At 34.8% G+C, this 26,645-nt stretch carries 25 protein-coding genes and 1 tRNA gene; 18 read left to right on the top strand and 8 right to left on the bottom strand.

Going from position 1 to position 26,645, the window contains the following annotated elements; all coding sequences use genetic code 11:
- Positions 1-668: 668 nt before the first annotated feature.
- A complete protein-coding gene (locus J3495_RS14820) occupies positions 669-2,501 on the top strand; it encodes a family 10 glycosylhydrolase (RefSeq protein WP_210667320.1) in 1,833 nt (610 codons plus the stop codon).
- Between the two features lie 107 nt (positions 2,502-2,608).
- On the opposite strand, the gene J3495_RS14825 is transcribed toward J3495_RS14820, so the two are convergent.
- Positions 2,609-3,061, bottom strand: a complete 453-nt coding sequence (locus J3495_RS14825) for a DUF4442 domain-containing protein (protein ID WP_210667321.1) — start codon at positions 3,059-3,061, stop codon at positions 2,609-2,611.
- Positions 3,062-3,291: 230 nt separating this feature from the next.
- Here J3495_RS14825 and J3495_RS14830 point away from each other — a divergent pair, with 230 nt between their 5' ends.
- The 5 genes from J3495_RS14830 (at position 3,292) to J3495_RS14850 (ending at position 7,682) form a co-directional block, all read left to right on the top strand.
- Positions 3,292-3,771 (top strand): DUF4870 domain-containing protein, encoded by a 480-nt coding sequence (locus J3495_RS14830; protein WP_229974967.1) that lies wholly within the window; start codon positions 3,292-3,294, stop codon positions 3,769-3,771.
- A 193-nt stretch (positions 3,772-3,964) separates the two neighbouring features.
- Entirely contained in the window at positions 3,965-4,300 is a 336-nt protein-coding gene (locus J3495_RS14835) for a PadR family transcriptional regulator (RefSeq protein WP_210667322.1), read from the top strand.
- A gap of 2 nt (positions 4,301-4,302) precedes the next feature.
- The gene (locus J3495_RS14840) at positions 4,303-6,024 is read left to right on the top strand and encodes a PspC domain-containing protein (protein WP_210667323.1); all 1,722 of its coding nucleotides are present in this window, start codon (positions 4,303-4,305) and stop codon (positions 6,022-6,024) included.
- Positions 6,025-6,027: 3 nt separating this feature from the next.
- Positions 6,028-6,759, top strand: a complete 732-nt coding sequence (locus tag J3495_RS14845) for a head GIN domain-containing protein (protein ID WP_210667324.1) — start codon at positions 6,028-6,030, stop codon at positions 6,757-6,759.
- 86 nt (positions 6,760-6,845) lie between these two features.
- Complete coding sequence (locus tag J3495_RS14850) at positions 6,846-7,682, top strand: GIN domain-containing protein (protein WP_210667325.1); 837 nt, start codon at positions 6,846-6,848, stop codon at positions 7,680-7,682.
- Positions 7,683-7,799: 117 nt separating this feature from the next.
- Here J3495_RS14850 and trxB read toward each other — a convergent pair whose 3' ends face one another.
- Positions 7,800-8,747: a thioredoxin-disulfide reductase gene (gene trxB, locus J3495_RS14855; RefSeq protein WP_210667326.1), complete on the bottom strand. Its 948-nt coding sequence runs from the start codon at positions 8,745-8,747 to the stop codon at positions 7,800-7,802.
- Positions 8,748-8,907: 160 nt separating this feature from the next.
- Between trxB and J3495_RS14860 the strand changes: the two genes are divergently transcribed.
- The 7 genes from J3495_RS14860 (at position 8,908) to J3495_RS14890 (ending at position 14,614) form a co-directional block, all read left to right on the top strand.
- Positions 8,908-8,982, top strand: a tRNA-Pro gene (locus J3495_RS14860).
- Between the two features lie 289 nt (positions 8,983-9,271).
- A complete protein-coding gene (locus J3495_RS14865; RefSeq protein WP_210667327.1) occupies positions 9,272-10,039 on the top strand; it encodes a ParA family protein in 768 nt (255 codons plus the stop codon).
- Between the two features lie 5 nt (positions 10,040-10,044).
- On the top strand, positions 10,045-10,947 hold the full coding sequence (locus J3495_RS14870; protein ID WP_210667328.1) for a ParB/RepB/Spo0J family partition protein: 903 nt from the start codon (positions 10,045-10,047) through the stop codon (positions 10,945-10,947).
- A complete protein-coding gene (locus J3495_RS14875; RefSeq protein WP_210667329.1) occupies positions 10,947-11,516 on the top strand; it encodes a DUF5683 domain-containing protein in 570 nt (189 codons plus the stop codon). Before J3495_RS14870 ends, J3495_RS14875 begins: the two co-directional genes overlap by 1 nt.
- Positions 11,517-11,553: 37 nt before the next feature.
- Entirely contained in the window at positions 11,554-12,255 is a 702-nt protein-coding gene (gene dapB / locus J3495_RS14880) for a 4-hydroxy-tetrahydrodipicolinate reductase (protein WP_210667330.1), read from the top strand.
- A 74-nt stretch (positions 12,256-12,329) separates the two neighbouring features.
- A complete protein-coding gene (lepB, locus tag J3495_RS14885) occupies positions 12,330-13,907 on the top strand; it encodes a signal peptidase I (RefSeq protein WP_210667331.1) in 1,578 nt (525 codons plus the stop codon).
- An 86-nt stretch (positions 13,908-13,993) separates the two neighbouring features.
- Positions 13,994-14,614, top strand: a complete 621-nt coding sequence (locus J3495_RS14890) for a WbqC family protein (protein ID WP_210667332.1) — start codon at positions 13,994-13,996, stop codon at positions 14,612-14,614.
- A 90-nt stretch (positions 14,615-14,704) separates the two neighbouring features.
- Here J3495_RS14890 and J3495_RS14895 read toward each other — a convergent pair whose 3' ends face one another.
- The 6 genes from J3495_RS14895 to J3495_RS14920 all read right to left on the bottom strand — a co-directional run bounded on the left by J3495_RS14895 (position 14,705) and on the right by J3495_RS14920 (position 20,923).
- Positions 14,705-15,751, bottom strand: a complete 1,047-nt coding sequence (locus J3495_RS14895; protein ID WP_210667333.1) for an endonuclease/exonuclease/phosphatase family protein — start codon at positions 15,749-15,751, stop codon at positions 14,705-14,707.
- A 17-nt stretch (positions 15,752-15,768) separates the two neighbouring features.
- Positions 15,769-16,632 carry a rhomboid family intramembrane serine protease gene (locus J3495_RS14900; protein ID WP_210667334.1) on the bottom strand — a complete coding sequence of 288 codons (864 nt, stop codon included), beginning with the start codon at positions 16,630-16,632 and terminating at the stop codon, positions 15,769-15,771.
- Positions 16,633-16,675: 43 nt separating this feature from the next.
- The gene (locus tag J3495_RS14905) at positions 16,676-17,425 is read right to left on the bottom strand and encodes a rhomboid family intramembrane serine protease (protein ID WP_210667335.1); all 750 of its coding nucleotides are present in this window, start codon (positions 17,423-17,425) and stop codon (positions 16,676-16,678) included.
- Positions 17,422-19,314 (bottom strand): DNA mismatch repair endonuclease MutL, encoded by a 1,893-nt coding sequence (mutL, locus tag J3495_RS14910; RefSeq protein ID WP_210667336.1) that lies wholly within the window; start codon positions 19,312-19,314, stop codon positions 17,422-17,424. The genes J3495_RS14905 and mutL overlap by 4 nt, the downstream gene beginning before the upstream one ends.
- Before the next feature lie 176 nt (positions 19,315-19,490).
- Positions 19,491-20,063, bottom strand: coding sequence for a 6,7-dimethyl-8-ribityllumazine synthase (ribH, locus tag J3495_RS14915; protein WP_210667337.1), 573 nt, complete (start codon positions 20,061-20,063; stop codon positions 19,491-19,493).
- 77 nt (positions 20,064-20,140) lie between these two features.
- A complete protein-coding gene (locus J3495_RS14920) occupies positions 20,141-20,923 on the bottom strand; it encodes a tetratricopeptide repeat protein (protein WP_210667338.1) in 783 nt (260 codons plus the stop codon).
- Between the two features lie 243 nt (positions 20,924-21,166).
- On the opposite strand from J3495_RS14920, the gene recF reads away from it, so the two are divergent.
- The 5 genes from recF to J3495_RS14945 all read left to right on the top strand — a co-directional run bounded on the left by recF (position 21,167) and on the right by J3495_RS14945 (position 26,312).
- Positions 21,167-22,246 carry a DNA replication/repair protein RecF gene (recF, locus tag J3495_RS14925; RefSeq protein WP_210667339.1) on the top strand — a complete coding sequence of 360 codons (1,080 nt, stop codon included), beginning with the start codon at positions 21,167-21,169 and terminating at the stop codon, positions 22,244-22,246.
- Positions 22,247-22,319: 73 nt separating this feature from the next.
- Entirely contained in the window at positions 22,320-22,997 is a 678-nt protein-coding gene (locus J3495_RS14930) for a DUF2461 domain-containing protein (protein ID WP_210667340.1), read from the top strand.
- Between the two features lie 82 nt (positions 22,998-23,079).
- Complete coding sequence (locus J3495_RS14935) at positions 23,080-24,129, top strand: glycosyltransferase (protein WP_210667383.1); 1,050 nt, start codon at positions 23,080-23,082, stop codon at positions 24,127-24,129.
- Between the two features lie 177 nt (positions 24,130-24,306).
- Positions 24,307-25,347, top strand: coding sequence for an aldo/keto reductase (locus J3495_RS14940; protein WP_210667341.1), 1,041 nt, complete (start codon positions 24,307-24,309; stop codon positions 25,345-25,347).
- Between the two features lie 47 nt (positions 25,348-25,394).
- Positions 25,395-26,312 (top strand): helix-turn-helix domain-containing protein, encoded by a 918-nt coding sequence (locus tag J3495_RS14945; RefSeq protein ID WP_317192644.1) that lies wholly within the window; start codon positions 25,395-25,397, stop codon positions 26,310-26,312.
- Positions 26,313-26,645 lie beyond the last annotated feature (333 nt).

The raw sequence follows: 26,645 nt of genomic DNA on the forward strand, positions 1-26,645 counted from the left end.
ATTAAACAAAAAATTGAGATAATTTTGTCTTTGCAAAGCATCGGTTTTGTTTTTTAGTCGGCAAAACAAATTTACTTAACCTTTGCTTTGTATTTTTAATACTCAAACTAGCAACTTGAATTAATTATTATTACAAATCCCAATTTGCGTTATATTTTATTCATCAAAATTGAATCATCAACATCAAAAAACAAAAAAAGACAAAAGTAATTACCCGCTCTTAGGACGTTTGCGAATGAATTTAATCTACAACATAAATAAAGAAAATATAGCAGGTCTAAAATATATAGTTGCAGAAACTTCGGAGTCACTACGCATTATGATAGCGATATGGGAGTTGGTTTTGGAGTTAATCTGAATTATTAGAAAATTATTACAGAAACCCGTTGGGTGCAACTTAGATACAAATTCGATAAAACGTCTCAAGAAATTGAGGCGTTTTTTTTATGGTTCCATTTTCTCTTCTTATCAAAAATAATATGAATTCAAATGTTATGATTGCAAGCAAAATAAACAACTTATTATTTTTTGCGTTTTCATGCATTATTTTGGAAAAATAATATAAAAAATGCACTATAAATTGTTTGTGTTAAAAATATTCATTAAGTTTATCTCTTGAAAATCAATTAACAAACCAAAAAAAAACACAAATTTTAAATTAATTCAACATGCAAAAAATTACGCTACCAAAACTAAAGACTGCTTTTACTAGCTGTCTTATTTTATGCTACTTCATTGCAAATTCTCAATGTCCACAGGACAATGAATTTAGTAAAGTGACCCCAAAAAGGGATTTAAGAGGCGTTTTTCTTCCCACCGTATTCAACTTGACATGGCCAACTACCAAAGGTAATACTCTCGCTACGCAGCAAGCGCAACAAAACGAGTTGATTACTATTTTGGATCACTTAAAAACCAATAATTACAATACTGTTTTTTTGCAAGTTCGCCCAGCAAGTGATGCACTTTATGTTTCTGCGATAGAACCTTGGTCTAATTATTTAACAGGAACTGAGGGAACAGCACCAAACCCGGTTTGGGATCCTTTGACATTTGCCATCAACGAATCACATAAGCGCGGGCTAGATTTACATGCTTGGATCAATCCTTACAGGGCTAAAAACGGTACTTATGCCAACGCATCCAATCACCCAATAATTAAAAACCCTTCTTGGGTATTTACCGCTGCCAATAACGCTAATCTAAAGATTCTAAACCCAGGAATTCCGCAGGTAAGAGATTATATCGTATCGATTGTACAGGATATTGCAACACGATATGATGTAGACGGAATACATTTTGATGATTATTTTTATCCTAGTGGTGCAATGACAGCTGCACCAAACAATCAGGACAATCAAGCTTATATTGACAATAATCCCGCTGCACTTAGTCTGGGAGATTGGAGGAGAGAGAATGGCAATAAAATGATCACAATGGTTTACGACGCCATACAGGCAATTAATACCAACCTGAACAAAAACATTGTTTTTGGAGTAAGCCCAACAGGAATCTGGAAATCTGGTACACCAACGGGCATATCAGGAAATTCTACCTATAATGATTTATTTTATGATCCGATTGCCTGGTTAAATGCTGGAAAAGTTGATTATCTAGCCCCACAGTTGTATTGGAAAATTACTGGTGCACAGGATTATGTAAGCCTTTCGCAATGGTGGAATGACCAAGTAAAAGCAAAAAACAAACAATTGTATGTAAGTCAGGCCTATTACAAAATGGACGATTCAAATAACTGGCTTTCAGCTGAGTTACAAAATCAGACAATTCAAAACAGAGCGGCCTCTATGAATGCTACTTTTGGGCAAATCGCTTACAGCTATACCTCAATAAAAAACAATTCTAAATCAATCAACACAAATCTTCTTGCTGCAGAATACAAATACAAATCTTTTGCTCCCCCAATTACTAGCAAAGATGCCATTTGCCCGAACCCCCCAACTAATATTAAAATTACTGGAACAACATTAAGCTGGGATACTCCAGCTGCTGCCGCTGATGGGGATTTACCTTCAAAATATGTGATTTATGCTTTTAGCAATACCGCCGAAGCCGTTACCAATAAAGATGATGGTTCGAGAATAATAGAAATTACAGCAGGAAATCAATACACTTTAACGCAAAACCAAGTGGATACCAAATTTATAGTAGTTACTTCTCTAGACAAAAACAATAATGAAGCTGGTACTTACAGCCCTAATTTAGGAAATGATGATTTTGAATTGAGGACAAACCAATTGTTTAGTGTTTATCCAAATCCTTTCAGCGATGTCTTTACAATTGAGTTGAATAACGCATCCTTTAACAAGGCAAGAATAACTATTTTCGACCCAAGTGGAATACAAGTATGGCAGCAAGATTTTGAAAGCAGATTAGATTCAAAAATTCTTGTACAGCCAACCAATGTTGAAAGCGGCATCTATTTTGTTCGGATAAATTTTGAAAATGGAAGCAGCGAAAGTTTTAAAATAATTAAAAAATAACAACTTCTTTTTACTCAATAAAAAAGCCCCTAAAATTGAATAGCCCCCAAAAAGTCAGAGACTATTTGGGGGCTTTTTATGTGCTCCTTAATTGATTTCGGAAATTATTATTTCAGGCGAACGCTCCATTCAAAATCCATTTCTGAGACCTGAATTCCTTTTTCATCGGTTCCAATAGATTTCATCCAAAAGGTTTGCCCCTCGCCTGTTGCGATGGTTTGTTTGATGGCGTCGGCTATGAGATGACCGTCATTGCAAACAAAAGTGATTCTTCCGGTTGCTTTTTTGGTAAAGTTTCCCTTGTTATTGGCTACCAGCATAGAAATTTTTCTTCCACTTTCTTGAATTTGTGAAATCACCAATGCGCCAGTTGAGAGTTCGGCAGCCATAGCTTGAACTGCAAAATACATCGAATTAAACGGATTTTGGTTGATCCAACGGTGCTTTACACTTACTGTACAGCTTTCTTCGCTAATTGCTTTTACGCGCACCCCACAAATGAAGGCAGATGGTAATTTGAATAATACAAATTTGTTAAGTTTTGAAACTGAAATTGCCATTGTTTATCTTTTTTAGGTAAAAATACAAAAAAACTATGCACGCACAACAAATTACAGTTACTTTCAGAAGAAGCCAATAAAATCGGGGATTTATGATAGTTTTGAACAATCTAAAAGCATATTTAAAATTTTTAAGGTGTTAAAATTTTGTTAACATTTGGTACTATGCGAAACAAAGTACTGTCTTTTAGATATATATTTGCATAAGAAATTACTATATACTTTTAATCATGGAAACATCAACACCACTCATCATGGAAAACACATCAGAAAAGAATATTGCAACGTTCACACACTTAAGCACTTTAAGTCAGTACTTCATTCCGTTTGGGAATTATATTTTTCCGATTTTAATCTGGACAAATTACAAAGGGAAGTCAGAATTTGTGAATCACCACGGGAAACAGACCTTAAACTTTCAGTTAAGTTTATTGCTTTACACTTTGATTTTGGCTTTGATCGCTATTCCGATTTTTGTCGCAGTAGTGTTAAAAAACATTCCAATTGAAGCATTTATGCACAATGAAAACTACGTAATCAGAAACTTTAATTTTGAAGGGAACATTGGATTATTAAGTATTGGTGCGACAGCGGTTTTACTTTTTGGGTTATTAAAAATTGTGGAGTTTTTCTTAGTGATTTATGCTGCTATAAAAACTTCAAACGGAGATTTATATAAATATCCAATGACGATACCTTTTATAAAGTAATCCGTAAAAAGATTAAAAGTTATTTTGAAATACAAGAGCCCTAGCCCTGATAGAAGCGGCATCCTTTTTCTGGCTCCTTTAGCCAGGAAAAGATACAGCGAATAGCAGGAAACAGCTCCTAAAAAAACAATCATCAATCATCATCATCAATCAAAAAACGAATTGTTCAATCTAAAAAAAACAAAATGAAATTATGAACATTGAAAACACAAAAGCACAGATGCGCAAAGGTGTTCTTGAGTTTTGCATCTTATCTGTATTGAAAGAAAAAGATGCCTACACCTCAGAAATATTAGACACTTTGAAAAAAGCAAAATTACTAGTTGTTGAGGGAACGGTTTATCCGCTTCTGACTAGATTAAAAAACGACGGCTTACTTAATTATCGATGGGAAGAATCGACTTCAGGGCCACCACGAAAATATTATGGATTAACCGAGATAGGACAAACTTTTTTAAACGAACTTAGCGGTACCTGGACAGAATTGTCTGATGCCGTAAAACTAATCACCAATCAACAAAACCAATAGTCATGAACAAAACAGTAAATATAAACTTAGGAGGCATGTTTTTTCACATTGATGAAGATGCATACTTAAAATTAACGCGCTATTTTGACGCTATAAAACGTTCTTTGAACAACTCGTCTGGACAAGACGAGATCATTAAAGATATTGAAATGCGTGTTTCTGAATTACTTACAGAGAAACAAAAAAGCGAAAAACACGTTGTGGGTTTAAAAGATGTTGATGAGGTAATTGTAGTGATGGGACAACCTGAAGATTACATCATTGAGGACGATACAAAATCGAATCAATCGTTTAACAATAGCGCTACGAGAAAAAACAAAAAATTATACCGAGATAAAGAAAACGGTATGATTGGAGGTGTAGCAACTGGTTTGGGACATTATTTTGGAATTGAAGCCGTTTGGATAAAAGTGCTTTTCCTGATCTTTGTTTTTGCTGGTTTTGGAACTGGAATCTTAGCCTATTTTGTACTTTGGATTGTAACTCCTGAAGCAGTTACAACCTCTGAGAAACTGGAAATGACTGGCGAGCCGGTTACTATTTCGAATATCGAAAGAAAAGTACGTGAAGAAATTGAGTCATTATCTGACCGTTTTAAAAATGCTGATTATGACCAAATGGGAAACCAAGTAAAGTCGGGAGCTGAGAGAATAAGTAGTTCGTTTGGAGACTTTATAATGACCGTTTTTAAAATCTTCGCAAAATTTTTAGGCGTTATTTTGATCATGGCCGGAATCACAACTTTGATTCTGCTTTTAATTGGAGTTTTTACTTTGGGAACTAATATTTTTATTGATTTTCCTTGGCAAAACTTTGTAGAAGCTGGTAATTTTACAGAATATCCTATCTGGTCATTTGGCTTATTGATGTTCTTTGCTGTTGGAATTCCGTTTTTCTTTTTGACGCTTTTAGGCTTTAAACTATTGGCTCCAAACATTAAAACAATAGGCAATATTGCAAAATATACTTTACTTGCGGTTTGGATCATTTCGGTAGCAATTGCAATCAGTATCGGAATCAAACAAGCAACTGAAATTTCGCACGATAATAAGTCGGTTGAGAAAAAAGCAATCAACATTACCGCAAAAGATACCTTGTATGTAAAATTTAGATACAATGATTATTTTGCCAAAGATCTTGATCACCACGGAGATTTTGAATTTGTACAAGACTCTGCCAACAATCAGCTGATTTATTCTACAGATGTGCGCTTGCATGTTTTACATACAGATGAAGCAACGCCTTATTTGCAGATAGAAAAAAGTGCCAGAGGAAATTCGCTTATTGCAGCAAAACAAAGAGCCGAGAAGATAAATTATAAAGTTCAGATTAACGGAAATCATTTGGTATTGGATAATTATTTTTTAACAGATGTAAAAAATAAATTCAGAGGTCAGGAAGTTGATGTATATTTGTACTTACCAGAAGGACAATTGTTTAAACCAGACACGTCTGTACAAGATTATGACAATTCTGATGATTCATTTTTTAACTTACACTTTAGTGGAAACTACATTTATAAAGTTCAAAATTCGAATATAAAATGTTTAAACTGCCCTGAAGACGAGAATGAATACAATGATGTTGAGGAACAGAATGATATCGAAAATGACACAGTAAAAGAAGTTTCGATAAAAATAAATGGTAAAGAAGTTTTAAACGGTAAAAAAAGCTCAGGAAAATTAACCACTGATAAAAACGGAGTAATAATTAAAATTAATTAAGTCATGATAAAAATAATCATACACATAACCAAGTTTTTAATTGCAACGATTACCGCATTATTATTTGCTTCTTGTAATTTTAATGTCAACGCTATCGAAGGAAGCGGCAATGTAACCAAAGAAAAAAGAATAGTGCAGGGCGAATTTAAGAAAGTCTCTGTAAGCAACGCCATCGAGTTGGTAATAGAACAATCTGACAGCACAGAAATCATTGTAGAAGCAGATGATAATGTACAAAAAGAAATTTCGGTTTCGGTTGAGGAGGGTACATTGGTGATTCGCAGCGAACACGGATCTTTTAGCAACGCAACCAGAAGAGTACTTGTAAAAATGCCGATCATCGATCAAATTGAAGCATCGAGTGCCGCAGCTGTAAGCAGTAAAAATACTATCGAAGGGCAAGATATTGATTTAGAAACTTCGAGTGCCGCCACGATGGATGTGACGATAGAATCTGATACAATTTCTCTAGATTCTGGTAGCGGAAGTTCTGTTAGCATCAAAGGAAAAGCATTAAAGCTGGTTACTTCTGCTTCAAGCGGTTCTAGTATTAATGCAGAAAAATTATTAGCAAACGAGATCGAAGCTGAAGCCTCAAGCGGAGCGAGTGTAAACATTCATCCGATAGTAAAACTTAGAGCAGAAGCTTCAAGCGGAGGAAGCATTAATTATGATACAACTCCAAAAATCATCGAAAAAAGTTCACATTCTGGCGGAAGCATTAGCAAAGGTTAAACTTAAAATAGTTATAAAATATAAAGGAATCATTCATCAAAAGTGGATGATTTTTTTATATTTGTGAAAATCAAATTAAATACGAAATGAAAAAAATCAGCATATTACTTTTACTGTTAGTAGTAACCGCTACATCATTTGCTCAAAAAAGAGAGAAGATAAAAGGATCTAAAATCGTAACGACTTCGATAAAAGAAGTTGTTGATTTTGATGCCATTGAGGTAGATGACAACATCGAATTGTACCTGGAAAGAGGAGAAAAAAACGAAATAAAAATTGAAGCCGATGACAATTTACATGATATTATCGGAATGGATTTGAGAGATAAAACGCTTCGTTTGTATACTTCTAAAGAATCTTCTATTTTTAAAAAACTAAGTGTTCGCGTAACGTACACAAGCTCACTTAAAAAAGCAATTGCCAAAAATGAAGCCATTATTTATGCTATTCAAGAACTTACATTAGACGATTTGACGATCAATGCCTATGATTATTCGAAATTATTTTTGAATGTAAATTCTAAAAAATTTAGTCTCGTAGTAGACGACAAAACAAAAACCGAATTGAATTTGAAAGCAGACAATGCCAACTTGCAATTGAGTAAAAATGCTGTTGTAAAAGCATTAATTACTGCCAAAGAATTTAAGTGCGATCAGTACCAACGAGGAACAGCGACTCTTGAAGGTTTTGTTGAAAAAGGAAGCATCCGCTTAGACAATAATGCTACTTTTACAGGAACAAAACTTTCTATAAAGCAAGCTTCTCTTGTTGCAGAGAGTTATTCTACTGCCACTATTTTTGCAGAAATTGGAATTTCAATAGCTGCAGGAGATAAATCTGAAGTTACCCTTTACGGAAATCCTAAAATAGAACTGACCCGATTTAGCGAAGAAGCAAAATTGATTAAGAAGATTAGTAAATAGTTTCAGGTTTCTACACCTATAAAAAAATCCCATTCGATAATAGAATGGGATTTTTTTTACTCGAAATTTTACGTTCCAATAACTTGAAACCTGAAACTTTTTTAAACCTCTAAAAATTTATTCTTTTGAAGCTAAATAACGTTCCGCATCCAGCGCCGCCATACAACCTGTACCCGCAGCGGTAATTGCCTGACGATAAACATGGTCAGCAGCATCACCGGCTACAAAAACACCTTCAACATTTGTTTTTGATGTTCCCGGAGTATTAATGATATAACCCGTTTCATCAAGAGTAATGTAATCTTTAAAAATATCTGTATTGGGTTTATGACCAATTGCTACAAAAAATCCGGTTGCAGGAATCTCAAAAACCTCTCCAGTTGTTTTATTCATTGCTTTTATAGCGTGAACCACTTGCTGATCTCCTAAAACTTCAACCGTATCGTGATTCATCAAAATCTCAATATTTTCGGTTTTGCGAACGCGTTCTTCCATGATTTTTGAGGCTCTGAATTTTTCGCTTCTTACCAACATTGTCACTTTCTTGCAAAGTTTAGACAAATAATGCGCCTCTTCACAAGCAGAATCTCCTGCCCCAACGATCACCACTTCCTGATTACGGTAGAAAAATCCATCACAAACAGCGCAAGCCGAAACTCCTCCTCCCATTTGCAAATAATGTTGCTCAGAAGGTAATCCTAAATATTTTGCCGAAGCTCCTGTAGAAATAATGACTGTTTCACAGTGCAATTCGATTGTATCGTTTATCCAAACTTTTTTGATCTCTCCGGAAAAATCAACTTTAGTTGCCCAACCATCACGAATATCAGTACCAAAACGTCGGGCTTGCTCTTGTAGCTGAATCATCATTTCCGGACCAGTTATTCCCTCAGGGTTACCAGGCCAGTTTTCAACCTCATTAGTCGTAGTCAACTGACCACCTGGCTGCATTCCTTGATATAAAACTGGATTCATATTTGCTCTGGCAGCATAAATTGCAGCAGTATATCCCGCAGGACCAGAACCAATAATTAAGCATTTAATTTTTTCGATTGTATCTGACATAGTGTGATCGTATTAATGTTTTTTGATGGAACAAAGGTAAACTTAATTATAAAAATTTCCAGCCAAAACAAATCCAAAATAACTATTAGAAAATAAGTTTTATTTATTTGCTCTTTTTCCTTTTGTAAAAGAAATTTATTGCTATATTTGCAACCGCTTACGGGGTGTAGCGTAGCCCGGTTATCGCGCCTGCTTTGGGAGCAGGAGGCCGCAGGTTCGAATCCTGCCACCCCGACAAAAGTCTTTTCAAAAAAATTGGAAAGACTTTTTTTTTGATCAAAATTGTCCTTACACATCAATTATTCTTCTTTTGTCTTCTTTAAAACTCAATTTGAAGTTGTTTTTTAACTAAAAAAAGCATTTTAGATTTGTTGATTTTGAAAAAAATTTACATTTCTGTTAAAAATAAATTCTTTCTAAGACCCATCAAGCAACGGTTCATCAAAGTTTATTAAATGTTAACAAAATAGATTTTCAGAAACCATAAATAATTGTATTTTTACGGTTCAAAATTCAGAAAATAAATGGGCAAAATCATTGCGATTGCTAATCAAAAAGGAGGCGTTGGAAAGACTACTACATCAGTAAACCTAGCGGCCTCATTGGGTGTTTTAGAAAAAAAAGTATTATTAATAGATGCTGATCCTCAAGCAAATGCCACGTCTGGCCTTGGGATTGATGTAGAATCTGTTGAGATTGGAACCTACCAAATACTTGAACACAGCCACACACCCAAAGAAACCATCATTCAATGTTCGGCCCCTAACGTTGATGTGATTCCTGCTCACATTGATCTTGTTGCCATTGAAATCGAGTTGGTCGATAAAGAAAACAGAGAATACATGCTAAAAAAAGCATTAGAAAGTGTTAAAGATGAGTATGATTTTATTATCATTGATTGTGCTCCATCATTAGGCTTGCTAACTTTAAATGCTTTGACAGCTGCAGATTCTGTCGTAATCCCTATTCAGTGCGAATATTTTGCATTAGAAGGATTAGGAAAATTATTGAATACGATAAAAAGTATTCAGAAAATCCACAACCCCGATCTTGACATCGAAGGATTGCTACTCACCATGTACGATTCGAGATTACGTTTGTCTAATCAAGTTGTAGAAGAGGTTCAGAAACACTTTAACGACATGGTTTTTGAAACCGTCATTCAGCGAAATGTAAAATTAAGCGAAGCACCAAGTTTTGGAGAAAGCATCATCAATTATGACGCCACCAGCAAAGGAGCCATCAATTACATCAATTTAGCTCAAGAAATTATAAAGAAAAACAGCAAATAGTTTTTATGACAAAAGCAATTAAAAAACAAGCCTTAGGAAGAGGATTATCGGCATTATTAAAAGATCCGGAAAACGACATTACATCAGTAGAGGACAAAAATGCTGACAAAGTTGTTGGAAATATTATTGAGCTTGAAATAAGTGCTATAGAAATAAATCCTTTTCAGCCTAGAAGTAATTTTAATGAAGAGTCCTTACGAGAATTAGCGACTTCTATCAAGGAACTTGGTGTCATTCAACCTATTACTGTTCGAAAATTAGACTTCAACAAATACCAATTAATTTCTGGAGAGCGTCGTTTGCGTGCTTCTACTTTAGTTGGCTTAACGACCGTTCCCGCTTACATTCGTATTGCCAACGATAACGAATCTTTGGTTATGGCTTTGGTGGAGAACATTCAGCGTCATGATTTAGATCCTATCGAAATTGCACTTTCGTACCAACGTTTGATTGATGAAATTCAATTGACACAGGAACAAATGAGTGAACGAGTAGGAAAAAAACGCTCCACAATTGCCAATTATTTGCGTCTTTTAAAATTAGACCCAATTATCCAAACGGGTATTCGTGACGGTTTTATTAGTATGGGACACGGTAGAGCCATTATCAATATTGAAGATTTAGACATTCAAACCGATATTTATCAAAAAATTGTCAGCCAAAATTTATCAGTTCGCGAGACGGAAACTTTGGTTAAAAATTATCATGAAAGTCTGAAACCAAAAGTAGAAGGAAAAGCAAAACCAGAATCTTCTTTTGCTATTGAAGAAGAGAAGAAAAACGCCATCACTGATTATTTTGGTGCGAAAGTTGATATAAAAGTCGCTGGCAACGGAAAAGGAAAAATTACAATTCCTTTTAATTCTGAAGCCGACTTTAATCGAATCATAAAATTAATAAACGGATAGTGAATAAAATTGTCCCCATAAGTTTCTTGTTCTTTCTTATAGGAACCGTTTCTCTTTTTGCTCAAGCAAAAGAAGATGCGGTTTTGATTGTTAAAGACACTGTTGCACTGCAAGAAATAGATCCGCTTACACCAGCCAAAGCTGCCTTTTATTCCGCAATTTTACCTGGTTTAGGTCAGGCATACAACAAAAAATACTGGAAAATTCCGCTCGTGTACGGAGCAATTGGTACAAGTTTATATTTTTATATCGACAATAATAAAAAATACCGCGATTATCGCAACGAATATAAAAGAAGGCTCGAAGGAAATGGTATCGGAACCGGAGGTAAATATGACTATCTGGACGAAAGCAGGCTGATTGCAGGACAAAAATTCTATCAGCGAAACAGAGATTTATCGGCTTTGTTTGTAGTCGCTTTTTACGCTTTAAATATTATAGATGCCAATGTAGACGCGCATTTAATTCAATTTAATGTAAATGAAAGATTGTCCATGCATCCCGAAATTTACCCCAACGATGTAACGTTTAAACCAAACGTTGGACTAACTTTTAATTACAAGTTCTAAATAGCACTGCTATCTAAAATTAATAAAAAAATACAAAATGAAAATTGCATTATTAGGATATGGAAAGATGGGTAAAGTAATCGAAAGAATTGCTTTAGAAAGAGGTCATGAAATTGTTTTAAAAAAGGATGAATCCAATTCTTTTGAAGGACTTTCGACCGCCGATGTTGCCATAGATTTTAGTGTACCAACTGCTGCTGTAGACAATATTTCGAACTCTTTTAACGCCAATGTTCCAGTAGTTTCGGGAACAACAGGATGGTTAGAACATTATGACGAAATGGTAGCTCTTTGTAACGAAAAACAAAGCGGTTTTATCTCAAGTTCAAATTTTAGCTTGGGCGTCAATATTTTCTTCGAATTGAATGAATATTTGGCCAAAATCATGTCTCAATTTGACTCTTACAATGTGTCGATGGAAGAAATTCATCACACTCAAAAACTAGATGCACCCAGCGGAACCGCCATTTCACTTGCAAAAGGAGTTATAGAAAATAGCGCTTACGCGAAATGGACTTTGGAGGAAGCCAAAAAAGATGAAATCTTTATCGAGGCCAAAAGAATCGGTGATGTTCCCGGAACTCACACCGTAACATACAATTCTATTGTTGATAGTATCGAAATCAAACATACGGCACATAATCGTGAAGGTTTTGCGCTAGGAGCCGTTATTGCTGCAGAATGGCTGGCAGGCAAAAAAGGTGTTTTTACCATGAAAGACGTATTAAACTTAAAATAAACAGATTTTAAATATTTAAGGTATCATTTTAATTTTTTAAAAAGCCTTAAACTTTAAACTTTAAAAAAAATATTATGACAATCAATCACTGGTTTCTTTTTTTCTTAGCAGTACAAGTAATCCATTTTTTAGGAACCTGGAAATTATATCAGGCTGCCGGAAGAAAAAGCTGGGAAGCCGCCGTTCCTGTTTATAATTCAATTATTTTAATGAAAATCATCAGTCGACCAACTTGGTGGACTTTATTGCTTTTTATTCCGATTATTAACCTCATCATGTTTCCTGTAGTTTGGGTAGAAACGCTGAAAACCTTCGGGAAAAAATCAACTGCAGACACTTTTCTAGGAATCTTCACCTTGGGATTTTATATCTATTATGTAAATTATACACAAAAACTAGTATACAATAGCGACAGAAAATTAACTCCCGAAAACAGGACTGCAGATACGGTAAGCTCTTTACTTTTTGCTATTATTGTGGCAACTTTGGTACATACATACGTGGTACAACCTTTTACTATTCCAACTGCATCATTAGAAAAATCCCTACTTATTGGAGATTTTCTTTTTGTAAGCAAAGTAAATTACGGCCCTAGAACTCCAATGACAACAGTTGCCTTTCCAATGGTGCATGACACTATTCCGTTTGTAAAAATCAAATCGTATTTAAGCAGACCGCAATTGCCTTATTTCAGACTACCCGCTCTAGAAAAAATAAAGAACAATGACATTGTAGTGTTTAACTGGCCAACAGACACCGCTTTTAATATGTACATTCGTCCCGACAAAAGTTATTACAAACCTATTGATAAAAAAACCAACTATGTAAAACGTTGCGTAGGGATTCCTGGCGATCAGTTGCAGATAAAAGATGGTATTGTTTTTATTAATGGCAAAGAACTTATTTTACCTGAAAGAGCAAAACCACAGTATTCGTATGCGGTTGCTTTAGACGGCAAAACACCTATAGATTTTGAGTCTCTGGCCAAAGAATTAGACATTACAGATGGTGCTTATTTCCCGAATGTTCAAAAAAGAGATACATTAATTTTTACTGCCCTGACACAAGCTAGTGCAGAAAGAATCAAAAACACACCTGGAGTAACAGCTATAAAAAGAGAAATCAAAAAAGGGCCGGAAGACGGTATATTTCCTGATTATCAAGACGGAAAACCTTCAACAACCAACAATTGGAGCTGCGATAATATGGGCCCAATTTACATCCCGCAAGCCGGAAAAACCATTACTTTGACAAAAGAAAATCTTCCGCTGTACAAAGCCATTATTACCAATTATGAAGGACATAAATTAGTTGTTAACGGCGATCAAATTGTTATTGATGACAAACCGACTACGAGCTACACTTTCGAACAAAATTATTACTGGATGATGGGAGACAATCGTCATAACTCCTTAGATGCCCGTTATTTTGGATACACACCAGAAAACCACATTGTAGGAAAACCAGTTTTTATCTGGATGAGCTGGGATAGCAACGGAAAAGGAATAAACAAAATTCGCTGGGACAGAGTTTTTACTACTGTGAGCGGAGAAGGACAACCTCAATCGTACTTCAAATATTTCTTAATTCTGCTTGCTGCTTATTTTGTTGGTGAGTTTTTATGGAGAAAAAGAAAAGAGAATAAAGTATAAAAACCGTTATTCGTTGCACTGGTAAATCGTTTAATCGTTTCTTTAAGAGTACGATTAAACGATTTACCAATTAAACAAAAATCACAATGAACTCTCTACTACTTCCTACCTATTTTCCATCTATCAGTCATTTTGCGATTATGGTGCAATCTGAGAATTTAACTTTTGAAATGGAAGATAATTTTCAGAAACAAACCAATCGAAATCGTACCTACATTTATAGTCCAAACGGAATTCAGCTTCTGAATATACCCATAAAACATTCTAAAACACTACATCAAAAAACAAAAGATGTACTGATAGAAAATGAATTTGACTGGCAAAAACAACATTTTAAATCTTTGGAAGCAGGATACAGAAGTTCACCGTTTTTTGAGTTTTTTGAAGATGATATTCGACCTATTTTCGAAAAAAAACACACCTTCTTGATGGACTTAAATATGGAAGTTTTAGACCTTTTAACGAAATGTATGAGATTGAAATTAGATTTTGGCAAAACAACCGAATATTTTCATGAAGTGAATAATTTGGTTGATTTCAGACCTTTGGCAAATGGCAAAAAAGACCCTAATTTGTTCGAAAAATATCCACAGGTTTTTGATGACAAACATGGCTTTATCAATAATCTCAGTATTTTAGATTTACTTTTTAATGAAGGTAAATTTGCATTAGATTACTTAAAATCACAGAAGATAGCAGTAAAATAAGCGATCACTATTCTTGTATGTGTGTGTGTGTGTGTGTGTTTTATAAAGTTGGTTCGTGAGATTTCTATTTTTAGAATTTTTTCTGTTATTTTATTCCATAGATAGCCTTGCCATTACAGGATAATGGTCAGAATTTTCAAAATCAGAAAAACTTTCAAATTGCTTGACCTTCATCTTGCTATCTGCAAAAATATAATCGATGCGAGCTGGATAATATTTAAATTTATAAGTAGCTCCAAAGCCTTCTCCAGCTTCTTCAAAAGAGTCTTTCAGTTTGCCTTTTATATTACGATAAACGTACGAAAACGGACTATTATTCATGTCTCCGCAAATAATAATTGGATATTTGCATTCCTTTATATTTTCCTTAAAAACTGCTGCCTGCTCCTGCTGCTGTCTAAATGCTTTACTAATTCTGGTAAAAATAAGTTGTGATTTTTGCTGATTTACATTATCTATATTATCCGAAATCTCATTGACATCGGGAGAAATTTTAATAGACTGCAAATGCATATTGTACACACGAATAACATCCTTTCCCCTTTTGATATCGGCATAAATCACATTATTATTTGATTTTGGAAAAACAATATTCCCTTCGTACAAAATAGGAAACTTAGAGAAAATGGCCTGGCCAGTTTTAATCTGATCACCTTCGATAAAAATATAGCGATGCGGATACACTTTCAGATCAATATGAGCCGAGTTTGAATATTCCTGAATGCATAAAATATCCGGATTTTTATCATCTATAAATGTTTTTATGTTAGACGGAATATCATCTCGCTGCAGCCATTTAAACACATTAAAAAGACGAACATTATAGCTCATGACAGAAAAATCCTTTTCGTCCTGGACATATTCTTTTGCCGAAAATTTGTAAAACTTACTTATAAAAGTAATTCCGGTTAACAACACCAAACCAGACAAAATAAGGCGTTTTTTAAACTGGATTCCCCAATAAACGAAGAACAAACCGTTGAGCACAAAAAAGGCGGGCATAAAAAGCGTGAGCACCGACAATAAAGGAAAACTTTTGGGCGCCAGAAATGGCAAGACATAGACACTAAAAGTCAAGACCGTCAGTACTATATTCAAAAAGAACATTATTTTATTAAACCACGAAAGGTTTTTCATATTTTTTTGCTAATGGATTATTTTCCAGCTTTAAATAGAAATTCTTTTTCTTCTTGTGTTAAACAATCATAGCCAGACTGACTAATTTTGTCTAAAATTTCATCAATCTGTTGTTGCGTTTTATCTTTCGTAACAATTTTTGATGGCGTTTTTTCTGTAGGTTTTTTGTAATTTTTATGTACTTTTTTGAAAGGGGTCGAAGGGGATTTTCGGAATAAATTTACGAAAAAATCTATTATTTTGGAGACTATCTTACTCAAATCAATTCCGTTTTGAAGTAATTTAATAAAAATGAATCCAAAAATAGCACCCGCCAAATGCGAAATATGTCCGCCCATATTTCCTAGTCGAAATTGCATTAAATCTAAAATTAAAATTACAGCAGTAATGTGCCATAATTTTACATTTCCGATCAGCAGCAGGCGTACATGCATTAAAGGCTGATAAGTTGTCGTTGCTACCAAAATTGCCATAATAGCTGCAGAAGCACCTACTATTGAGGCACCATAATTTAAAAAGTAGAAACTCAGGACAAACACTATTCCCGAAAAAACAGCACTTAGAATATACAATCCTAAATATTGTTTTTGAGTAAAAAAAGTTAAAAAAAGCGAGCTTGCAAAATTGAGTACCAGCATATTAAATAACAAATGCATAAATCCGTCATGAAAAAAAGCATACGTTAAAAATGTCCAAGGTTTAAACAAAAAAGCCGATGGGTCTGAAGACAATGCCAGCCAATTTGGAAAATCAAATTGTCCTATGGAAAACTGATAGAAAAAAATTAAAGAAACCAAGAAACAAGCTACATTCCAATAGATAACACGTTGTGCAATACCTCCTAATTTATATTGTAATTTTAAATCATCTAAAATATTCATACAGACTTTCTTTTGGTTTTCTATTTTCTATCTAAATTAAAAATTAATTCCAACGATTTTTATTAAATTGATTTTTTTTCCAATACCACATAATCAGAAAGCCAAATAAAGCTCCTCCAATATGTGCATAATGTGCTACTCCGTCGTTAAGTCCCAAAAATGAGTTTCCAAATATTCCGAAGAACCCATCATATAAAAGGATATAACCTGGAACAAAATACTTAGCTTTTATCGGAATAGGAATAAACAAAAGTCCTAACTCAGCATTAGGAAACATAAACACAAAAGCCACCATCAATCCGTAAACAGCGCCTGAGGCCCCTAAAACAGTTCCTAAATACGAACTTATAAAATGTTGATATTGAGAAACAGACAAAAGCTGTTGCCATCTCGTATCGATTTTTCCATCGTGTAAAAGATTTAAAATAGTACTTTTTGGAAACCCACTGTTTACCAAAGTATTCAAACCATCTTGAAAGAAATAATAATTTACAGCATAATTAATCAGCGCAGCTCCCAAACCACACGAAATGTAAAAGAACAAAAACTTCTTTCCTCCCCAAAAATGTTCTAAAGTAGAACCAAATGAATACAAAGCAAACATATTAAAAGCAATATGCCCAATTCCTGCGTGCATAAACATGTGCGTAAGAGGCTGCCAAAGCTTAAAACCAGGGTTTTCCGGAAAAAACATCATAAAATATTCATACGATACAGGCACAAGCTGAGATCCTATAAAAAAGATGATGTTAATGATCAATAATTGTTTTACTACAGGAGTCACGTTCATCATAAGGCAAACTTTTTATCAATATCTTCCACACGCATGGTGATGAAAGTTGGTTTTTGAAAAGGTGAAATATTAGGATCTTTACAGGCAAACAACCCATTTACAATGTTGTCCTGTTCTTTTTCGGTTAAATAAGATCCAGTTTTAACTGCTAAAATTTTGGCCATAGATTTGGCTATGGTATCATTTTGGCTGTAACTGCTCGCTGGAATTCCGTCTTGCAGATCACTCACCAACTGTTCGATTACAAGCGAAACTTCACTTTCGGTGATGTTTACGGGAATTCCGGAAATCACCACATGATCACTTTGGGCTTCCTCAAAAACAAAACCTGTTGTGGCGAGTGAAGGTTTTAATTCTTCGATTAGTTTCATTTCGCTTGACGAGAAAAACAAATTTAAAGGAAATAACAATTGCTGGCTCAAAGCCTGATTAACCGTCATATTCAGCAAAAATTGTTCGTATAAAATACGCTCATGCGCCCGCTTTTGATCGACAATGACCATTCCCGACTTTATTGGCGAAACAATATATTTTTTATGTATTTGATATGTTTTATGAATGGCCTGTTCTACCTCATCATCATTAAATAATGACGAAGTTACCTCTTCGTTTTCGAACGTAAAAGGAGAACTTTCTATGGTATCTGTTTCCAGACCCACGTACAAACTTTCCCAGCTCGCTGTTGGCTCTACTCTTTTATTATATCCTGAATAGGAACCCGAACTAAAATTTCCTCCAGATCCAGAACTGGCTTTAGCATAATGCTGATTGGTTTTGTCATCTGTAAAAGGATTAAAAGTACCATCTACCTGAATAGTGGGTGTTTCTGCCTCTATATCTTTATAGTGATAAGGCGTGTCTAAATTGGCGTCACGATCAAAATCTAAAACTGGCGCTACATTAAACTGACCTAAACTATGCTTTATCGAAGCTCTTAAAATCGCATATAAAGCCTGCTCATCATCAAACTTAATCTCTGTTTTGGTAGGATGAATGTTAATATCGATGGTGTTGGGCGGCACCTGCAAATACAAAAAATAGCTAGGTTGCGAGCCATCTTTAAGCAATCCGTCATAAGCAGCCATCACAGCATGATGCAAATAACCACTTTTAATAAAACGATCGTTAACAAAAAAGAACTGCTCTCCCCTGTTTTTCTTGGCAAATTCAGGCTTACAAACGAATCCCTGCACATTTATAATTTCGGTATCTTCATTGACCGGAACCAGTTTTTCATTGGTTTTACCTGCAAAAATCCCTACAACACGCTGGCGATATCCAGCTGCCGGCAGATTGTACATTTCACTTCCGTTATGATAAAAGGTAAAATGAATATTGGGATGTGCCAAAGCTACACGCTGAAACTCATCCATAACATGACGAAATTCTACCGTATCTGATTTTAAGAAATTTCGTCTGGCAGGAATATTAAAAAACAAATTTTTGACAGCAAAAGACGTTCCTTTTGGCAAAACGGCAACTTCTTGCGACACAAATTTACTGCCTTCTATTACAATATGTGTTCCTAACTCTTCCTGATCCTGTTTGGTTTTCATTTCCATGTGGGCAATTGCCGCAATAGAAGCCAAAGCCTCACCTCGAAACCCTTTTGTATGTAGTGAAAATAAATCTTCGGCCTGACGAATTTTTGAGGTGGCATGACGTTCAAAACACAAACGAGCATCAGTAACACTCATTCCCATACCATTATCAATAACCTGAACCAGTGATTTTCCGGCATCTTTAATGATTAATTTAATGTCGGTTGCCTTTGCATCAACAGCATTTTCCAGCAATTCTTTTACAACTGAAGCGGGTCTTTGAACCACTTCTCCAGCGGCAATTTGATTAGCAACGTGATCAGGAAGTAATTGAATAATACTAGACATTGAAAATTTTTGATTGTCGATTAAAGATTTTTGATTTTTGATTTAAAATCTAAACCAAGGTGTACAAATTTAATGAATTTCTATGGGCTTTCAGAATAAGTCTTGTCATAAAAAAAACAAAAAACCTACACTATTTTTACACAGCATAGGTTTTATTATTTTAAAACAATGATGTTCTATTCGTTTTCTATTTTTATTGGAGTTTCTTCAATTTGAAGAGCCCCCGATGATAGCAACGGCTGATTAAAAGGATGTGACATAGAAGCCTGTTGACGAATGTAAGCCATTTTGATAGCCGCAATCGCTGCTTCAGTTCCTTTGTTTCCGTGAATTCCTCCACTTCTGTCAATAGACTGTTGCATAGTATTGTCTGTCAAAACACAAAAAATAACCGGAATATCGGTTTGAACATTCAAGTCCTTAATTCCTTGCGTAACACCTTCGCAAACAAAATCAAAATGCTTTGTCTGCCCCTGAATTACACATCCAATAACAATAACGGCATCTACATTTTGTGTTTGCAACATTTTTTTTGCGCCGTAAATCAGTTCAAAACTCCCCGGAACATTCCAACGAATAATTTGCTGGGCAGGAACTTCACAATCGATTAATGCTTCAAAAGCGCCTGTGTAAAGTCCTTCGGTTATGGTTTCGTTCCATTCAGAAACAACAATCCCAAATCGAAAATCTTTCGCATTTGGGATCGTGTTTTTATCGTATTCTGATAAATTTTTATTTTCGGTAGCCATCTGTATATTTTAGAATTAAGATTTCAGATTGCAAAAATACAAATCTAAAATCTAAAATCTGAACTCCATAAATTATATTATTGCGCCAATCCAATTAAAGCATCAACAGAAGCTGCTTCTGGTGTTGCATCATAATTGTCTTTAATATCTGTAAAATATTTCAAAGCATCTTCTTTCTGACCTAAAGCCAAAGCCGTTTTCCCTGCTTTTAATAAAAAACGAGGCGTTGTAAAATCATTTTTGTTAGATTCTGCTGCTTTTACATAATAGTCTAAAGCTTCTTTTTGCTTGTTTTTTTGAGAATATGCATCTCCAATTCCGCCTTTGGCCAGAGCACTTAAAATTAAATCTTCCGATTTAAAATCACCTAAATATTTAATAGCTTCGTCAAATTTACCTGTATTTAGGTAAGCCATACCCGCATAATAATTAGCCAAATTTCCAGCATCTGTACCAGAATATTCGTCAGCAATTTTTACAAATCCAAATTTTCCTTCAGAACCATTCAATGCCAATTTGTATAATGAATCGCTTGCTACACCTTCTGTTGCTTTCTGAAAGTTTTGTTGTGCAACAAACATTTCGTTAGCAGCCTCATCTTGTTTAGGAGCTTCAATAAATTTTTGATAAGCCAAATATCCAATAGTTGCAACAGCAATACCAGCAACTAATCCAATAATAATTTTTTGATTTTTAGCAACCCAGTCTTCTGTTTTAGAAGCTGTTTCATCTAATTTTGAAAAAACACCAGCAGTTGTACTATCTTTCTCATCAATGATTACTTGTTGATCTTCGGTAACAACTTCTTTAACTTCCTTTTCTTTTGGTGTTTTATATCCTCTTTTATTGTAAGTAGCCATTTAAAATTAATTTAGTGAACGGCAAAAATAAAATTTTTATTGAAACTGAAGTATAAAAAATCAACTTTATAGCTAATTTTATAAAAAATAATTCGATTATCAAGAAGTTGTTTCATTTAGACAGTAAAATAATTCATCTTCAAAAAGCCCAAAAGCCCATTATATCGATAATTTTCAATAATTTGCACCCTCAAATTACTACGGCTCTAAAACGCCAAACATTACCATTTCAGTCCCTTAAAAATGCATTTAAACAAAATTTCTTTATTCAATTATAAAAATTTCTCCGAAGCCAGTTTCGAATTCGACCACAAAATCAATTGTTTTGTTGGAAAAAACGGAATCGGAAAGACAAATGTGCTCGATGCAATTTATCATTTGGCATACGGAAAAAGCTATTTTAATCCGTTGGCGGTGCAAAACATCAAACACGGTGAAGAGTTTTTTGTAATTGATGCCGAACTCGAAAAAAATGAAAGAACCGAGCAAATTGTATGCAGTTTAAAAAAAGGGCAAAAGAAAATCTTAAAAAGAAACGGAAAAGCCTACGATAAATTCTCAGACCACATTGGTTTTATTCCTCTGGTGATTATTTCGCCTGCCGATCGCGATTTAATTGTAGAAGGAAGCGAAACCCGTCGTAAATTTATGGACAGTGTGATCTCGCAACTCGATACGACTTATTTGCATCAGCTCATTCAATACCAAAAAATAATTGTGCAGCGCAACGCTCTGCTCAAATATTTTGCCCTCAATCATACTTTTGACAACGATACCTTGTCTATATATAATGAGCAGCTAAACGGCATCGGACAATCTATTTTTGAAAAACGAAAAGAATTCCTTGCACAATTTATACCTATATTTAAGGCACACCACCAAGCAATAACAGGCGCCGAAGAATCGGTGCAATTGGTTTACGAAAGTCATTTGTATGAAAAAGACTTACTGACGCTTTTACAAGAAAACATCAACAAAGACAGAGCATTGCATTATACAAGCGTAGGCATTCACAAAGACGATTTATCTTTTGAAATTGATTCGCATCCCATAAAAAAATTCGGCTCACAAGGTCAGCAAAAGTCATTTTTAATTGCTTTAAAATTAGCACAATTTGAATTTTTGAAAAAACAAAGTGGTGTAAAACCTATCTTGCTCTTTGATGATATTTTTGACAAATTAGACGAAAGCCGCGTTGCTAAAATTGTCGAAATGGTCAACAGCGAAACTTTTGGCCAGTTATTCATTTCAGACACACATCCCGAAAGAACAGAAGCCATTGTAAAATCGACGCATCAGAGTTACAAAATATTCAATTTGTGATTTAGTAAATTTTAAAAATCATTACTTTAGCGAAAGCAAAATTTTAAAAAAACAACTGCAATAAATACTCAATATGCTAACGAAAGAATCATTGCAATTTTTAGACGATTTAAAAAAGAACAATAATAGAGATTGGTTTCAAGACCAAAAAAAACGATACGAGATTTTCAAGAAAGACTATCACCAATTGGTGCAAGACTTTCTGGATGCGATGAAACCGCTGGACCCATCTTTAGAATTATTAGAAGTTAAAAATTGCACATTCAGAATCAATCGTGACATTCGTTTTTCTAAAGACAAATCACCTTATAAAGCACATTTAGGCATTTGGCTCTCGTCTGGCGCTAAAGGTCAAAATCGTTCTGGTTATTACCTTCATATCGAAAAAGGGGCGAGTTTTATCGCTGGAGGATTTTATTCGCCTGAAGCGGAAGAACTAAAAAAAGTACGCAAAGAAATTGCTTTTTTTTACGATGATTTAGAAGCTATTCTGAACGATAAAAACTTCAAAAAAGAGTTTGGCAGTTTGGATGTTAACGAAAGTAATGCGCTTAAAAATCCGCCAAGAGGTTACGAAAAAGACCATCCTGCAATTGAGTTCTTAAAACTAAAAAGCTTTACGGCTGCTCAAAAATTTGATATTTCAGAAGTCACTCAAAAAGATTTTGTGACCAAAATGAGTCAGAGATTAATCGCTTTAAAACCTCTGAACGAATTCATCAATCGCGCTTTAGAAACAGAAGAATTTTAAATTTTAAAAAGGTCGCCACTGATTTGAAGGATTCGCACACATTAAAAAATCTTTTAATCTGTGGCAAAAAACAAATCACTTGATGAACAAAAGGAAAATACTTTTTCTTGGAGAATCTTACCGAGCAGACGCCATTACTTGGATGAAGGGCCTGAAAGAATTTGGCGATTTTGAAATTTGCACCTGGGAACTGCAAACTCCAAACAGCAAGAAATTCAAACGAATTCTCGAATACCTCTTTGCTCCTATTTCGATTCGAAAAACCATTCGAAAAGAACAGCCCGACATGATTATTGCCGAGCGCACCACCAGTTACGGCTTTCTCGCTGCTATTTCTGGTATGAAAACCATTGCTATTGCCCAACAAGGCCGCACCGATTTATGGCCGGAAGGTTCTTTTTTATATCCTTTCAAGAAATTAATACAAAAACATGCCTTCAAAAAAGCACATTTAATTCACGCTTGGGGCCCCGTCATGACCGTTTCTATGAAAGCCATTGGTGTTGATATGCGCAAAGTTTTGGTGCTTCCAAAAGGAATTGACTTATCGCTTTTTACACCTTCGATCAATACTTCAAACAAAATCGAAGCCATTGTCACCCGCTCTTTACAGCCCGAATACCGCCATGAAATTATCCTGAAAGCTTTCGGAATTTTACATCAGAAACAAATTGACTTTTCGCTGACAATTGTGGGAGATGGAAGTCGTTTGCAATTTCTGAAAGATTTAGCCACAGCATTACAAATTGACAACAAGGTGATTTTTACTGGAAGAATTCCTAATACAACCCTTCCTAAATTATTACAAGAATCGAATATTTATATCAGCATGCCCACTACAGAAGGAGTTTCGGCTTCTTTATTTGAAGCAATGGCTTGTTGTACTTACCCTATCGTTTCAGACATTCCTGGAAATCAAAGTTGGATTACACACGGACAAAACGGACAATTGATTGAAATTGACAATATCGAAAAACTTGCCGAAGCATTGGTATTGACTTTTGAAAATTCCGCTTCCCGAAATCAGGCCATTCTACAAAACAGAAAGTTTGTTGAAGAAAACGCAAATTATGATCTTAACATGAAAATCATTTCTGAACAATATCATGCATTGTTGAATTTGCAAAAATAATAGCGTCTGAAAACAATATGTGATGAAATTAATTCACATGTTTAAACTTCAATAATAATAACATCCACAGACCGCAGAAGTATCCAACTTCATTTTGAACACAAACAACTTCATTTTGAACACGTATACGCTAGATAAACTGCTGACTTTTGTACTTCACAATTAAAGTAAAAAAAGATGAAGTACAAAATTTTAGGAAATACAGGATTGAAAGTTTCAACACTTTGTTTGGGCACAATGAATTACGGAGGAAAAGGTTTCTTTGGCTACATGGGCAATCTTGATCAGAAAGCAGTTGATGAACAAATAAAAACCGTAACAGAAGCTGGCGTAAACTTTATTGACACCGCAAATATTTATTCAGAAGGGCTTTCTGAGACGATGATCGGACAGGCCATCAAAAATCTTTCGATCAACAGAGACGATTTGGTTTTGGCTACCAAAGTCAGAGGTTCAATGGGTAATGGCGAAAACGACAGAGGACTTTCAAAAAAACACATTATTCAGCAAGTCGAAGCCAGCCTAAAAAGACTCGGCACCGACTATATTGATCTTTATCAAATTCACACAGCCGATCCTTTAACGCCCATCGAAGAAACCATTAAAACACTAGACGATTTAGTACGAAGCGGCAAAATAAGATACTTTGGTGCTAGCAACATGTCGGCTTGGCAATTAATGAAAGGTGTGGGATATTCGCACTACAATCATTTGGATAAATTTGCCTCTCTTCAAGCCAATTACTCCTTAGATGTAAGAGATGCAGAACGAGAAATTGTACCAATGCTCCTTGACCAAAAAGTAGGTTTAATGGTTTGGAGCCCTTTAAGTGGTGGCTTGCTTACAGGCAAATACACCAGAAACGGAAGCAACCAAGAAGGCCGATTAAACAATTTTCCGTTCCCTCCTTTTCACGAAGACAGAGCCTACGATGTTTTAGACGTACTGATACCAATGGCAGAGCAAAAAAAGGTTTCAGTTTCTCAACTGGCATTGGCGTGGTTATTACATCAGCCCGTTGTAAGCAGCGTGATTATTGGTGCTACCAAATTACATCAGCTTCAGGACAATCTAAAAGCGGTTGCGGTTACATTTACAAAAGAAGAATTAGATTTGTTAAACGAAGTCAGCAAATTGCCTGTAGAATATCCTGCAAATGTTTTAGAAATCATGACGATGGACAGAAGTAGTGCAGGAGTTGATTTTTTAAATGCTTAAATTTACATACTAGCAGGCAGTAAAATAATGCTGCCTGCTCATTTTTGATGATGAAAAACACAGAACAAAACATAAAAAAAATTGTTTCGGTAAAAGAATTACACACTTTTATGGGCTTACCAAGTCCCTTAAATCCTTTAATTACCATAATTGATCATGCTCAAACCCAAAAAAACAATCTGCCTTCGTCTCAAAAACTGCTTTTAGATTTTTATAATATATCCATCAAACGAAGTTTTAAAGGAAAATTAAAATACGGCAAAAATCGCTATGATTTTGACGATGGCACAATGTCTTTTATTGCGCCCAACCAAATCATTAGCGTCGATAACGAAGAGGATAGAAACACAGATGGCTGGTCATTATTGTTCCATCCTGACCTCATCAGGCAATATCCGTTGGGCAAGGCAATCAAAAATTACGGCTTTTTTTCTTACGGAGTAAACGAAGCACTGCATCTTTCAGAAGAGGAAGAAAAAACGTTGGAAGCCCTTGTGCAAAACATACAAAAAGAAATAAATTCGAGATTAGATAATTTTAGTCAAGACGTGATCGTCTCCAATCTCGAGTTACTTTTAAGTTACTGCAACCGTTTCTACAACAGGCAATTTATTACCCGAAAAATGGCAACCAATGACTTGCTAACCAACTTTGAGCATCTTTTAGAAAATTATTTTAGTGATAATTCCGATTTAAAATTACCAACGGTCGAAAAACTAGCCACCGAACTCCATGTTTCTTCTTCTTATTTAAGTGATATGTTGCGAAACCTCACAGGACAAAATACGCAACAACACATACATGATAAACTTATCGAAAAAGCAAAAGAAATTCTAACTACCACCAATTTGACTGTTAGTGAAATTGCCTACCATTTAGGTTTTGAATACCCACAATCTTTCAGCAAATTATTCAAAACCAAAACCAATTTAACACCAATCGAATACCGACAAAGTTATAACTAAAAAATATAGTTACGCGGTCTCTATAAATGCATGCACAATCTCTGAAAACGCATACACAATCTCTATAAACGTATGCACAATCTCTATTAACGCATGCACAATCTCTATAAACGCATACAGAAAGTCTGAAAACGTATGCACAATCTCTATTAATGCATACACAAAGTCTATAAACGCATGCACAATCTCTGTAAACGCATACACAAAGTCTGAAAATGCATGCACAAAGTCTAAAAACGTATGGAAAACGCATAAATTAAAACAGTAACAAAATTTTCGATAACTTCGTTTGTAATAAAAAGAAGTACTAGGCAAAAAAACACCTCTCTTTTA

The organism is Flavobacterium geliluteum (genome assembly GCF_017948595.1).
Lineage (GTDB): Bacteria > Bacteroidota > Bacteroidia > Flavobacteriales > Flavobacteriaceae > Flavobacterium > Flavobacterium flavipigmentatum.